The following is a 12825-nucleotide window of genomic DNA, read 5'->3' on the forward strand; positions in this document are numbered from 1 at the left end:
GCGGTGCGCTCAGTCGTAGAGCGACGTGGTGACTGGAACGTCAGCGGCGCGCAGTCCGGCGCGGCTGACGATCGTGGCGGCGCGTTCGCGGGCCTCGGCGCGCAACGCCACCTCGTCGATAGCGGCGACCCGGCCCGTGGCGAAGACAGCGCGGCCGTCAACCCAGGTCTCGGCGATGCTGGCCGGACTCGACGACCACACGAGTGCCTGGACCGGGTCGTGGAACGGGACCCATTCGTGGTGGTCGAGGGCGAAGAGCACGAAGTCCGCCTTCTTGCCGGCCTCGATGGAGCCGATCTCGTCATCCCAACCGAGTGCCCGGGCTCCGTCGATGGTGGCCATGCGCAGCGCGCGCCGGGCGCCGCCCAGGTTCTCGTCCACCCGGGCGTCCTTGAACAGCCCGGCCATGAGGTGGATCTGGCGCATCAGGTTCAGGTTGCCGGCAGCGGCGACACCGTCCGTGCCGAGTCCGACGGTCACGCCGGCATCGAGCATCTCCGGGTACTTCCCGATGGCCGCCGCGCCCTTGGCGAGCTTGATCGACGACGAGGGGCAGAAGGCCACGCTCGTGCCGGTGCGGGCCAGCAGGCCGACCTCGTGGTCCCGCACCGCGACGGCGTGGGCGAGGACCAGGTTGGCACCCAACCCGCCGTGCTGATGGATCCGGCTGATCGGCCACATCCCGTGGTGCCGCTGTGAGACCTCGGCCTCCTGCCGGCTGGACGCCAGATGGTAGGTCGTGCCCACGCCCAGCTCCTCGGCGAGCTGCCGCGCCCCGACATGCAGTTCCAGCGAGCACGGCTCCTTGCCCTCGATGTTGACCCAGCACCGGATCCGGCCCTCGGCGTAGCCGTTCCAGTCCCGCACCGCCTGCCCGAGCACGTCGAGCGCGGTGCGCGCGTCGGGGAAGAAGTGGTGGTCGATCATCTCCGGTGACCACCCCGCCGGGATCTGATCCGGCTTGCGATCGGCGGCGTGCCGTCCGGTGATACCGCGGATGCCGGTGGCCGCCGCCGCCCTGGCGGTGATGCCCGGGTCGTTCTGGGCCCCCATGTCGAGGAAACAGGTGGTGCCGCTGCGCAGCAACTCGGCCGCGCCGAGGCTCACGCTGACCGACTCGTCCGCGTCGCTCACATGGGCGTAGAAGGGTTTGGCCCAGTGAAACACCCAGGCACGGGTATTGAGGTTGTCCGGGAACGCGGCGCGCGAGAGCGTCTCGGACAGGTGCACGTGGGTGTCGATGAAGCCCGGCACCATGCCGAGCCGCGACCCGTCGCGCACCACATCGCCGGGGCGTGGCGGCAGCGTAGCGCGCACCTGCGCCCGGTCGCCCACCGCGACGATCCGGTCCGCGACGACGACCACCGTCGCGGCCCGCAGCAGCCGGTCCGCCGCGTCGACGGTGGCGACGAAGTCCAGGCCCTCGAAGTACGTGCGGATCGGCTCAGTCGATGACATAGAGCTCACCCCCGTCCAGCAGGTCGGAGACGATCTCGTAACCGGTAGCGGTGACCGCGACGACATCCTTGACCTGGAAGCCGAACCGGCCCGGGATCATCGCGAACGGTTCGATGCCGATGATGGCCCCCTCGGAGATCTCGTCGGTGGAGTGCGCGCTGATGTAGGGCAATTCGTGCATGTCAAGCCCCATGCCGTGGCCGAAGAAAGCGATCGCGTGCTCGCGCAGCGGGCCCAGCGCCTCGACGTAGGCGGCGTACACCGCGCGTGGGTCGACGCCGGGGCGCAGCAGGTCGAGGCCGGCGCGGCGAGCTGCGCTGACGACGTCCCAGTGCCACCGCACCTCGTCGGAGGCGCGGCCCACCACTGCGGTGCGGGCCACGCCGGCCTGGTACCCGTGGTGGCTGGCGAACACCTCGACGCGTACGACGTCGCCGGGCCGCACGACGCGGTCGGTGGGACCAGCGTTGGCGTACTGGCTGCCCTCGCCCGTCGCCGCGATGAGGAACCGGTGCTCGCTGACGCCGGTGGCGTACAGGGCCGAGATGATCCGCTCGCCGACCTGGGCCTCGGTATCGCCGGCTGCCGTGGACCGCAACGCGGTCAGCAGGGCGCGGTCGGCGGCGAGGGAGAGCATGCGGACGATGTCGAGTTCTTGGGAGCTCTTGCGGGCCCGGGCCTGTTCCAGCGCCGCGTCGGCCGCCACCCACTGCACCTGGGGCAGCCGCGAGCGCAGGATCTCGAACCGTCCGGCGGGCACGAAGTCGAGTTCGATGCCGAGCCGCAACGGTCCCGACCCCCAGACATCCGTCACCAGCCGGGCCAGTACCTCCATCGGCTCGTCCACGAACTCCTTCCAGACCGCCAGCCGCGCCGACGGGAGGGCGCCGGCCACGAAAGCCCGTTCCATGTCGATCGCCAGCACCCCGTCCACCCCGTTGGGTCCGACCAGTGCGGCCGCGTGCCGCCAGCGCATCAACGGGTGGGAGACGATGCGCAGGCCGGTGGCGTAGGTGAAGCCCTGCGGGGAGAGCAGGACCGTCCCGTCCAGCCGCAGCGCGCCGGCGGCCTCGCGGATCCGGTCGACCGTCGTACGCGCCGGCTGGTCGATGCATTCACCGGGCTGGACCCTGATGCTCAAGATTCTGCTCCTCCTGGGTGGTGCCGCGGCGTGTGGCGGAGCCAGCCGAGCACGGTGGCGGTGTCGGTAACCGCCGCGAAGTAGTGGTTCCAGGTCGCGGCGGCCAGGCGCTTCCACTCGGGGTCGACAGCGATGACGGCGTCAAGCGGCACCACGATGTCGAAGTCGCGCATGTACGCCTCGCGAATGGTGGTGTCGACGCAGGCGTTCGCCGTCGCTCCCACGATGATCAATGTCCGGACTCCTCGCATCCGCAGCAGCGCGTCCAGCCGTGTCGCGTAGAAGGCACCGAAGCGGTGTTTCACGACGACGTCGGCTCCGCCGTCGTCGTACGCGGCGAACTCGTCGCGTAGCGCGGCGTCCCAGGTGCCATCCAGCGCGGCGACGCGCGTGCGTTTGCTGGTGTGCGGGCTCAGCCGCTTGGCCTCCCGACCACGGTCGGGCCACAGGTGCACCTGCTTGGTCCAGATCACCGGCATCCACGCGCCGGCGGCGTCAACGAGGTCACGCACGGCTGCGGTCACCGCGTCGGCCTCACCGAGGTCGACACCGGACTCGCCGAGCGTGCCCCCAGGGTGGGCGAAGGCGTTCTGCATGTCGATGACGAGCAGCGCGGTGGCCGCCGGGTCGAGTGCGGCGAGGCGGTCGGCGCCCGCCTGCGGTGGCTTCCCGGCGCTCATGAGCGGCGGTGGTGCCAGCCGAGCAGGCGGCGGTCGACGAGTTCGACAAGGGCGTACCCGCCGAACCCCATGACGGCCAGCACCAGCACGACGGCGAACGACGAGGCGACGTGCAGTTGCGCGTTGAACGTCGTGATGAGTACCCCGAGTCCGAGGTTGCCGCCCACGAACTCGCCGACGATCGCGCCGACAAGGGCCAGCGGCACGGCGGTGCGTATGCCCGAGAAGGTGGTGGGCAACGACGCGGGCAGCAGCAGGCGCCGGTACGTCGTGAGGCGGGAGGCCCCGAGTGAGCGCAGCAGCGTACGCGAATCCTGGTCCGCGGCGTTCAGGCCGACCACGACGGCGACCAGGACCGGGAAGAAGCAGGTGGTCGCCGCGAAGAATATCCGTGGCGCCAGCCCGAAGCCGAACCAGATGAGAAACAGCGGCGCGATGGCGACCTGCGGCGTGCTCTGGATCGCTACCGCGAGCGGATACAGCGAGCGGCGGGCGAAGCCACTCAGGCCGATAATCGTGCCGGACAGGAAGCCCAGGCTGCCGCCGATGGCGAAACCGGAGAGCGCCTCGATCGCCGTGACCCACAGGTTGCGCCAGAAGAACTCCCGGCCGCCGAGGGTGATCAGCGCCTCGACAACGGCGGTCGGTGCGGGAAAGATGAGCTTGTTGATCACATCCGTCCGGGCGAGGATCTCCAGCAGGGCGAGAACTCCCGCGAGGGTAGCCAGCGGCAGCAGCCAGCCGAAGGGGCGGCGGGTTGCCTTGCCGACGTCCATCGCGCTCATGCCAGGTTCTCCGACGCGGCGCGGAAGCCCAGTTCGGCACGAATGCGTGCGATGAGCGCGAGCGCCTCCGGATGCGACAGCGTCTCCCCGCTGCGGGGTCGTGGCATCTCGACGGGCAGCGTCGCGACAATGCGGCCGGGCCGCGGTGTCATGACGACAATCCGGTCGGCGAGCATCACCGCCTCGCCGATGTTGTGCGTGACGTAGACGACGGTGCGGCCGAGGGTGGATTGCAGTTCCTGCAGTTGCAGGTCGAGCCGCTCTCGGGTGAACTCGTCGAGCGCCGCGAACGGCTCGTCCATGAGCAGGATGTCGGGCTCGAACACGAGCAGTCGGGCCAGGCTGACCCGCTGCTGCATCCCACCGGAGAGTTCCCAGGTGTGCCGATGCTCGAATCCTTCGAGACCGACGAGGGCGAGCAGATCCCGGGCCCGGTCCCGGCCTGCCGTCCGGTCGAGGCCAAGCACCTCGATCGGCAGCAGCACGTTCTCCAGGACGCTGCGCCATGGCAGCATGGTGGCGGACTGCAGCATGATGCCGGTGTCCCGCCGACCGGCCGAGGCGGGCTCGCCATTGACGGTGATCGTGCCGGAGTCGCTCTCCTCGAGTCCAGCGAGCATCTTGAGCAGTGTGGACTTGCCGCAGCCGCTCGGCCCGACCAGGGCGACAAACTCGCCACGGCGGATGTCGAGGTCGGCGTCGGACAAGGCCAGGACACTGTGTCCCTTGGCCCGGTAGGTCTTGGTGACGGAGTCCACTCGGATGGCGGTGTCGGCCGTACCCGCCGGCACCGCCACGGAGCTGGTGGCCTGATGCACGTCAGTATCCCGCGATCTCGTCGAGATACTCGTTGGTGAGCACGTCATCGATCGGCACGGTGACCTCACCGACGACGGCGGTGAGCAGGGTGCGGGCCTTTCCCGGGTCGATGTAGCCGAGCTGGTCGTCGAGGGGCTCGGTGGTCTGCGACGCCAGTTTGACGGCGAGGTCGGCGGTGGCCTGGTCGGTGCAGGCCTCCGGGACCTGTTCACAGGCGATTCTGGTGCCCTCGGTGAGGTTGTCGATGAGCCACTCGGCAGCATGCAGCCACCCGCTGGCAAGCTTGAAGGCGACCTCGCTCCGGGCCGCGTCGTTGAGTGCGGCGCTCGGAACGACGAGGACATTGCCGGGTAGTCCGACAAATTCCTTCGGCATGATGGAGCGCAGCGGGAAGCCCGCGGTGATCTCCATACCGGCGACGTCGCTGACACCGTGGGCGAAGGCCTGGATCTTGCCGGTACGGAACGCGTTGGCCACGGCCGGCCCGCCGTCCCCGACGATCGGCTTCTCGTAGTCGGTGACCCCGGCGGCCTTCATGACGGCCGCCACGACGGGCAGCGAGCCGTCACCGGCCGAGGTGATGCCGACAGCCTTGCCCCGCAGGTCGGCCGGGGACTGGATGCTGGTGTCGTTCGCCGGGACACTCAGCCGCGCGACGTCGTCGTGGGTCGTGGTGGCGATGCCGGTGATCTTGGCTCCCTCGACGGCGGCTGAGTAGACGGCCGAGGCTCCCGCGATCCCGTACATGCCGTTGCCCGCGACGAGTTGCTGCACCACGGCCGACGACCCATTGGTGCCGACGCCTTCCACGTTCAGGCCCATCTTGGGCCAGTACCGGTCTCGCGCGACGAGGAAGGCAGCCCAGTTGAGGCCGACGCCGGCCGGCAGGAGCAGTTTCACCTTGGTCGCTCCGGCCGGCTCCGAGCCCGATTCGCCATCGCCGCAGCCGGCGAGCATCCCCGCGGCGAGGGCGGCGGTCAAGGCGATGCCAGCGCCACGTCTCCAGCAACCGAATGTACTCATAGCGATGCCTCCGAGTTGGGGGATGTCCGAGGCGATCGGACACAGTCGCTCTGTTGGTCAGATGTAAGTTGTCAGACCTCTATTTCGGCGAGATTTCCGGTGTACGACATGTCTGAGATGCTCAGGACCCAGCCGGCCCGCAGGCCGTTGCGCAGTCGACGCGGCGCTCCTGCGTTGAGCTGTCAGGGCTCGGGGTGGGGCTTTCCTCAGCACGGACGCGGTGGTCAACGGGATGTCGTGCGTCGACCGGCGTCCATAGCGTTGTCGGCGGGCCCCGACGCAGCGGGGCGCCGACAACTGGAACGGAGTGTCCGCGACATGGTTGCACACCGCCGTAGAGACCTGCTCCGCGCCACCGCCGCCGCGGCCGTGGCCGCCGGGGTGGTCACCGATCGGGGCGCGGCGCCCGCGTCCGCCGCCCCACCGGGCAACTGCCCGCCACCGCTGGGCCCGGTCCGGGTGGGTCCGGACGATCCGCGCTACGAACATCTGGTCAGCCGGGGCAACCGGCGGTTTGTGGGCACCCCCGACGAGGTGCGGGTGGTGGGCTCGACGGCGCAGGTGGCGGCGGCGGTACAGGAAGCGGTGCGTACCGGGCGGCGCATCGCGGTCCGCAGCGGCGGGCACTGCTTCGAGGATTTCGTCGACGACCCGAGCGTCCGGATGGTCATCGACCTGTCCGGCATGACCGGCGTCCACTACGACCCGCTGCGGGGCGCATTCGCCGTCGAGGCGGGCGCCACGCTCGGTGAGGTGTACCGCAGGCTCCACCTCGGCTGGGGCGTGACCCTGCCGGGCGGCTCGTGCCCCGGCGTGGGTGCCGGTGGCCATGTCGCCGGCGGCGGGTACGGGCCGCTGTCCCGCCTGCACGGCCTGGTCGTCGACCATTTGTACGCCGTCGAGGTGGTGGTCGTGGACCGCGACGGCACGGCCCGCACCGTGGTCGCCACCCGCGAGCCGTCGGACCCCGGCCGGGACCTGTGGTGGGCGCACACCGGTGGCGGGGGCGGCAACTTCGGCGTCGTCACGCGATACTGGTTCCGCTCGCCCGGTGTCACCGGCAACGATCCGGGCCGCCTGCTGCCCCGGCCGCCCGCGTCGGTGCTGACCTTCACGGTGTGGTGGCCGTGGGAGGGCATGGACGAGCGGGACTTCGCCAGGCTGGCCCGGAACTTCACCGACTGGTGCGTGCAGTACGGCGCACCCGGCGGGCCGCAGGCCAGACTGTACGGCGAGTTGGTGCTGTCGCGCCGGCCCGCCGGCGGTCATTCGCTGATCGGCCAGGTGGCCGGCGGCGCCGACGGTGCGCGGCTGCTCGACGAGCACGTCGCGGCGCTGAGCCGTGGTGTCGGCGTCACACCGGTCGTGACCCGGCAGACCGTGCCGTGGCTCGCGTCGGCGCTGCGGGGCAACGGCGACGACGGCAAGCAGTGGCGGCTGAAGACCAAGGCAGGGTACCTGCGCGGCGGCTTCACCGACCGGCAGCTCGCCGCCGTCCACCACCACCTGACCCGCGCCGACTACGAGAACCCGGTCGGGTCGTTGAGTCTCAACACGTACGGCGGGCAGATCAACGCCGTGTCACCGGCGGCGACCGCGACGGCCCAGCGCGACTCGGTGGTCAAGCTGTTCTACCTCGCCGGCTGGGCCGACCCGGCCGAGGACGCCCGGCATCTGGCCTGGATCCGCGAGTTCTACCGCGACGTCTACGCCGGCACCGGCGGGGTGCCGGTGCCCGGTGCGATCAACGACGGCTCGTACATCAACTATCCGGACGTCGACCTCGCCGACCCGGCGTGGAACACCTCCGGCGTGCCCTGGCACACGCTGTACTACGGCGCCAACTATCCCCGCCTGCAACGGGCGAAGGCCCGCTGGGACCCCCGCAACGTGTTCCAGCACCGGTTGTCCGTTCAACCAGGCTGAGTCCGTTTGCAACACTGAGGACCGGACCCCGGTCGCGGGGTCCGGTCCTTCGCCGGGGATCGGTCAGTTCCTGGCCAGCTCGGGCTCGGGGACCGCGAAGCCCTGGCTCTTCGGGGTGCGGGCGGCGTGGATGAGGCCGGCGGCGCCGAGGAGGAAGAGCAGGCCGGCGGCGGTGTAGGCGACGATGGCGGCCTGGGCGGCCTTGGTGCCGAATTCGCTGAAGCCGTAGGAGGTGAGGAGCAGGCCGCGGAGGGTTTCGCCCTTGAAGACGGTTTCGCGTTGGGCGTTGACGTCGGTGAGCTGCTTCTGCAGGTCGGTGGCCTTGGCGCTGTCGCCGGCGGTCTGGGCGGTGGTGAGCTGGTTCTTCAGGTCGGTCTGGACGTCACCGAGCTGGGCGTAGGTTTTGCCGCCGGCGATGGACTTGAGGTGCAGGCCGATGAATTCGTTGGCGTAGCATTCGGCTTGTTTGCCGCTGTTGAGTTGCTGGCCGGCGTACTGGACCAGGCATGCGGACTTCTGCTCCTCGGCGGTGAGGGTGCCGGCGGTTTTGAAGGTGATCTGCTGCTGGGCCAGCTGGGTCTTGACGTAGTCGTCGGCGAAGTTCGCGTTGCTGGTCAGCACGACGCCGGCGATCAGGAGCAGCCCGGCCAGCAGCACCAGGCCGAAGCCGACGATGACGTCGAGTGTCTTACGCTTCATGGCGGCCCTCCGGGGCTGAATGGCTCATGTCCTTGACGCCTTCAGCCTCCTCGTCACGCGCCCCGGCCCGTAGAGGACAACCACCCGAACGGCCCGGGACCTTGGCCCCTGCCGCGGCCCGCCCATCGGACGCACAGTGGTGGCATGAGGCTCAGCGCCGTCGATCTGACCAGCGTGGCGATGGAAGCACCGGAGTCGCCGATGCACGTCGGGGCGATCCTGATCCTCGCCGGGCGCCCGGCGCCGCAGAGCCTGCGCCCCGGGCCGAAACTGCGCCGGAAGTTGTACCGCGGGTGCTGGGTCGAGGACCACGCGTTCCGGCTGGAGAACCACGTCACCGAGGTGGCGCTCGAACCGCCGGCCGGCGAGGCCGAGCTGCTGCGCCTGGCCGAGCGTCTCATCGCCACGCCGCTGGAGCGCTCCCGGCCCCTGTGGCACCTCTGGGTCGTGACCGGGCTGCCGCGGGGCCGCGCGGCGCTGATCGTCCTGCTGCATCACGCGCTCGCCGACGGTACCGCCGCCATCCGCCTGATCGGCGAGCTGCTGGACCCGTCCATGCCCCCGGTGCCGCCCCCGAACCGGCCGCTCCCGAGCCCTTCCGTGCCGGGCGCCTGGCGGACGCTGCGGCAGGCCTGGGCCGCGCCGCGCACCTCGCTCAACGCCCCGGTCCGGGCCGGCCGCCGCCTGGGCGTGACCCGCATGGACCTGGCGGAGGCGAGGGCGGTCGCGCACGCGGCCGGCGGGAAGGCCAACGACGTCATCCTGGCCGTCATCATCGGCGGCCTGCACGACCTGCTGCGGGCCCGCGGCGAACCCGTCGCCGGCGTCGACCTGCGGGTCGCCGTCGCCGTCTCGCTGCGCAAGCCGGGGGAGGAGAGCACCGGCGGCAACCGCAACGGCAGCGTCGTCGTGCGGCTTGCGCTGAGCGACGCGAGCCCCGCCGAGCGCCTGCGGGCCGTCGTCGCCGAGACGAACCGCGCCAAGCGTGGCCAGGCCGCCGCCGCCCAGCCGCGCTTGATGGTCCTCGCCGCCCGGACCGGACTGGCCCGCCGCCTCGCCCGCGGCCAGCGCCTCGTCAACCTGGTCGAGAGCGACGTGACCGGGCCGCCGGCGCCGGTGCGGGCCTGCGGAGTGCCGGTGCTCGACCTGATCCCGCTCGGCGCGATCGCGGGCAATCTGATGGTGGCGTTCGTCGCCCTGTCCTACGCGGGCCGCCTCGCCGTCACCGTGGTCGCCGACCGCGACCGCTTCCCGGACCTGCCGGTGCTGCTGGCCGGGATGGAGCGGGAGTGGTCCGCCCTCGCACCCCGTACTCAGCCGGCTCACAGTTTTCCGACGCACAGTTGCAGCCAGGTAACGGGGAGCGGAGGGTTTCCGTGGGACTGATTCTGGGCATCCTGAGCCTGGCGTTGCTGGTGTTCCAGCTGCTGCTGATCGCCAGGGCCGTGCTCGACTGGAGTGCCGTGCTGGCCGGCCCGTCGACGACGGGGTCGGTGCGGGCGCGGCTGACCGCCGCCGTGTGGCGGGTCACCGAGCCGGTCCTCGCGCCGGTGCGCCGGGCATTGCCGCCGGTGCGGCTGGGCGGGGTCTCGCTCGACCTGGCCTTCATCGTGGTGTTCGTGGGGATTCTGGTGATCCGCGCGATCATCTGACCCTACGCGGGCTCGTGGACACCGCCCCGGCCGTCGTCCCCGTCGTCGCCCGGCTTCCGCTCGACCAGCGCCGCCGGCAGCGTGTCCGGCGTGTCCGGCAGCAGCTCGCCGGCGTCGTCGGGGACCGGCTCGGCGGGGTTGATCGGCGGGTACTGCTCGGGATCCAGGTGGTCCGCGTCAGCCATGATCTCAGTATGGGCCCGGCGGCCGGGTCCGGCATCTCAACCCGGCGAGCGCTGATGGCCGTCAACCGGTTCGCCGAGCCCGGGCGCCGGCCCGTGCGCACCTCGCCGGCATTCTCCTGCAGTGACCAGCCGGCGAGTCAGGGCCGGCGGCGCATCACCGCGTAGAAGTTCTCCTTGGCCAAGACATTGACCAGCTCCCACGACCGGTCCTCGAGCATCTCGACCGCCTCGAGCAGATGAGCCATCGACTGCCGCGCCTCACTCATCTTCACGACACCCATCGCGTTTCGACCGCATCGCCCCGTCGTCCCGTGTGGCGTCAGCGTACGGGAAAAGCATGACCATAAGATCCCTGTGCATGCCGTGATCCAGGTTGACCCGCGTTCTCGGGGCATGTCAGAAGAGTCCCGAGGCCCAGGTGTATCAGACCCAGGAGGAGATGCTCGGCCTGATCAAGGTTGACGGCTTCAAGCGGGTCCAGTTGCGCACGATCGACAAGGCTGCCCGGGGCATCTCCGTACGAAGGCGGAGGAGGCGCTGTACGCGGGCAAGGGCAAGGCGCCCAACGGCAGGGAGTGCTCAATCTACGTGGACCAGCTCCGTGCCGGTGAGAGCCCCTTGACAATTGGGGCCTCTCGAAGCGCCAGGCGGCCGACGTGCTGCAACAGCGTTGCGTCAAGCGCGGATCGGACGGCGTGCCGACGAGCGCGCTCAAACGCCGAGATGAGTGCGTCGGACGGGCAAGGGGGTCCGGTCACGCCTGCGCAGTACGTAACACTGGGATCGTGGATCAATCCATGGAGGTTCTGTGGTCGCGGCCTTTGCGCCTGCGGTCCAGCCCGACGGCAGTGGCGGCGACCTCCGATGCTCTGGTCGTGGCGGAGCGACACTCGCGTCTGGTGCGGCTGGATCCGAGCAGTGGTGCGCTGCTTTGGGACCAGCGCGTCGAGGACTGCTGGGGCACGACCGTCGTCGCGGAGGAACGCTGCCTCTATCTGAGCCAGATGGGTGTTCTGCACTGCTTCGATCTGCACAGTGGGCGCCGGATGTGGTCGACACCCGGTCTGCGATTCCATCGTTACGCCAGCCTCAGCGGAGCCGTCATTCTGCTGGGCGGCTGGCGCGGCTACCACCCACTGATGCGAGTTGACCTCGCGGACGGCATGCCTGCCCCTTACGATTCGCCGTACGCCCCAGGCGATTCGTTGGCTTGGCCTCTGCCGCTAAGGCTCATGCCGGAGCCGAATTCTGCCGCCGACGCGGTACTCCTCGCCAGTGCCAGCCGGCCGGAACTCCGACTTCTGGACACCCGAACGGGAGTTGATCTGGGTGCGTGGCCGCTGCCCGCGCCGGTGCGCTTTCCTGACTCCGGCCACGCGTACAGACTCGGCGACGACGGCCGCATAGTGTTCATCAGCGGCAGGCGCACCGTCATGGCCTTCCGCCCCGCCATCGGGGTGGAAATACTGTGGCAGCACGAACGAGACCTACCACCGCTGGCACCGGTGCTGAGTGAAGGCAGGCTCCTGCTGGCCGAGGACGCCTGCATCACGGTGGTCGACCTGATCGATGGCAGCCGTACCGAGGTCACGTCCCTGTCGCCCGGCGCATCCTGCGCTCCCGTTCCCATTCCTGGTGGTGCGCTGTTCGCCCGATCTGACGGCAACCTCGTCAGGATCGACCGCGCTGGTGGAATCCGCGCCCGCGTGCGGCTGCCAACCCGCATCGACCAATTGTTCACCGCAGGCAGTTACCTGGCGCACACCATCGGCAAAGGGCACCTCACCACGCTCAACGTCCCAAGCATGTAGCAGTGACCGCCCGGCTCGATCGGCTGCCCACATCTGCCGTCGACCGGGCGCTGCTTGACCATGAGCGGTGCGGCCGGGTTTTCGTGTGGACGTGTCCAGCTGCCAGCAGATACCGTCGCCCGGTGACGCATGCCAGGCGGTACAGCTATGTTGGGCCGCCTGAGCTGCGCGATCGGGTGGTGAGGGCGGACACCGTCACCGTCGATACCGCTGCCGCCCTCGCACGCTGGCTCGCCGGGCGTAAGCGCGGTGAACTCGTCGAGCCCTTCACCTACGTCGTGACGCTCAACAGCGAACTCAGGTTGGCACCCCGGCGCTCCGAACACATCGCCCTGGCCGGCGGACGCGACGTCCTAGCAGCTGGCGAAATCGCGTTCGCCCCTGCCGCCTCCGGCTGGCACGTGATCGAGGTGACCAACCAGTCGACCGGATATTGCCCCGATCCGGACTCCTGGCCAGCCGTCGGCGAAGCGCTCGACCGAATCGGCGTACGGCACCCAGACGACTTTACCGACAAGGTGACATTCCGATGCTGCCCGGCCTGCGGCGAGCGCAACGTCGTGCGGGACAACGACTTCACCTGTGCCTGTTGTGACAGCCCCCTGCCTGCACAGTGGAACTTCGGCCGAACTGATCAACAGTAATC

The 12825-nt window shown here is 70.0% G+C and carries 14 protein-coding genes; 5 read left to right on the forward strand and 9 right to left on the reverse strand.

Annotated elements, in window-relative coordinates; all coding sequences use genetic code 11:
• Positions 1–9 precede the first annotated feature (9 nt).
• From ACQPY0_RS27530 to ACQPY0_RS27555, 6 genes are read right to left on the reverse strand one after another with little or no spacing between them, the layout of a single operon-like run.
• The gene (locus ACQPY0_RS27530) at positions 10–1458 is read right to left on the reverse strand and encodes an amidohydrolase family protein (RefSeq protein ID WP_432994208.1); all 1449 of its coding nucleotides are present in this window, start codon (positions 1456–1458) and stop codon (positions 10–12) included.
• Positions 1445–2599, reverse strand: a complete 1155-nt coding sequence (locus tag ACQPY0_RS27535) for a M24 family metallopeptidase (protein ID WP_432994210.1) — start codon at positions 2597–2599, stop codon at positions 1445–1447. Before ACQPY0_RS27535 ends, ACQPY0_RS27530 begins: the two co-directional genes overlap by 14 nt.
• Positions 2596–3279, reverse strand: a complete 684-nt coding sequence (locus tag ACQPY0_RS27540; protein ID WP_432994212.1) for a cysteine hydrolase family protein — start codon at positions 3277–3279, stop codon at positions 2596–2598. Before ACQPY0_RS27540 ends, ACQPY0_RS27535 begins: the two co-directional genes overlap by 4 nt.
• On the reverse strand, positions 3276–4064 hold the full coding sequence (locus ACQPY0_RS27545) for an ABC transporter permease (protein ID WP_432994214.1): 789 nt from the start codon (positions 4062–4064) through the stop codon (positions 3276–3278). Before ACQPY0_RS27545 ends, ACQPY0_RS27540 begins: the two co-directional genes overlap by 4 nt.
• A complete protein-coding gene (locus tag ACQPY0_RS27550) occupies positions 4061–4882 on the reverse strand; it encodes an ABC transporter ATP-binding protein (RefSeq protein ID WP_432994216.1) in 822 nt (273 codons plus the stop codon). Before ACQPY0_RS27550 ends, ACQPY0_RS27545 begins: the two co-directional genes overlap by 4 nt.
• Before the next feature lies 1 nt (position 4883).
• Positions 4884–5783, reverse strand: coding sequence for an ABC transporter substrate-binding protein (locus ACQPY0_RS27555; protein ID WP_432994218.1), 900 nt, complete (start codon positions 5781–5783; stop codon positions 4884–4886).
• A gap of 441 nt (positions 5784–6224) precedes the next feature.
• Here ACQPY0_RS27555 and ACQPY0_RS27560 point away from each other — a divergent pair, with 441 nt between their 5' ends.
• The gene (locus ACQPY0_RS27560) at positions 6225–7832 is read left to right on the forward strand and encodes an FAD-binding oxidoreductase (protein WP_432994220.1); all 1608 of its coding nucleotides are present in this window, start codon (positions 6225–6227) and stop codon (positions 7830–7832) included.
• Between the two features lie 63 nt (positions 7833–7895).
• On the opposite strand, the gene ACQPY0_RS27565 is transcribed toward ACQPY0_RS27560, so the two are convergent.
• Positions 7896–8531, reverse strand: coding sequence for a hypothetical protein (locus ACQPY0_RS27565; protein WP_432994222.1), 636 nt, complete (start codon positions 8529–8531; stop codon positions 7896–7898).
• A gap of 144 nt (positions 8532–8675) precedes the next feature.
• On the opposite strand from ACQPY0_RS27565, the gene ACQPY0_RS27570 reads away from it, so the two are divergent.
• Together ACQPY0_RS27570 and ACQPY0_RS27575 are read left to right on the forward strand one after the other, a co-directional pair.
• Complete coding sequence (locus tag ACQPY0_RS27570; RefSeq protein WP_432994224.1) at positions 8676–9917, forward strand: wax ester/triacylglycerol synthase domain-containing protein; 1242 nt, start codon at positions 8676–8678, stop codon at positions 9915–9917.
• Complete coding sequence (locus ACQPY0_RS27575; protein WP_432994226.1) at positions 9908–10183, forward strand: YggT family protein; 276 nt, start codon at positions 9908–9910, stop codon at positions 10181–10183. Before ACQPY0_RS27570 ends, ACQPY0_RS27575 begins: the two co-directional genes overlap by 10 nt.
• A gap of 2 nt (positions 10184–10185) precedes the next feature.
• On the opposite strand, the gene ACQPY0_RS27580 is transcribed toward ACQPY0_RS27575, so the two are convergent.
• Positions 10186–10368, reverse strand: a complete 183-nt coding sequence (locus ACQPY0_RS27580; RefSeq protein WP_432994228.1) for a hypothetical protein — start codon at positions 10366–10368, stop codon at positions 10186–10188.
• A gap of 137 nt (positions 10369–10505) precedes the next feature.
• On the reverse strand, positions 10506–10640 hold the full coding sequence (locus ACQPY0_RS27585) for a hypothetical protein (protein WP_432994230.1): 135 nt from the start codon (positions 10638–10640) through the stop codon (positions 10506–10508).
• Between the two features lie 525 nt (positions 10641–11165).
• Between ACQPY0_RS27585 and ACQPY0_RS27590 the strand changes: the two genes are divergently transcribed.
• The gene (locus ACQPY0_RS27590) at positions 11166–12179 is read left to right on the forward strand and encodes a PQQ-binding-like beta-propeller repeat protein (protein ID WP_432994232.1); all 1014 of its coding nucleotides are present in this window, start codon (positions 11166–11168) and stop codon (positions 12177–12179) included.
• A 122-nt stretch (positions 12180–12301) separates the two neighbouring features.
• On the forward strand, positions 12302–12823 hold the full coding sequence (locus tag ACQPY0_RS27595; protein ID WP_432994234.1) for a hypothetical protein: 522 nt from the start codon (positions 12302–12304) through the stop codon (positions 12821–12823).
• Positions 12824–12825 lie beyond the last annotated feature (2 nt).

This window comes from Dactylosporangium sp. CA-233914 (assembly GCF_050942935.1).
In the GTDB taxonomy this organism is placed as follows: domain Bacteria; phylum Actinomycetota; class Actinomycetes; order Mycobacteriales; family Micromonosporaceae; genus Dactylosporangium.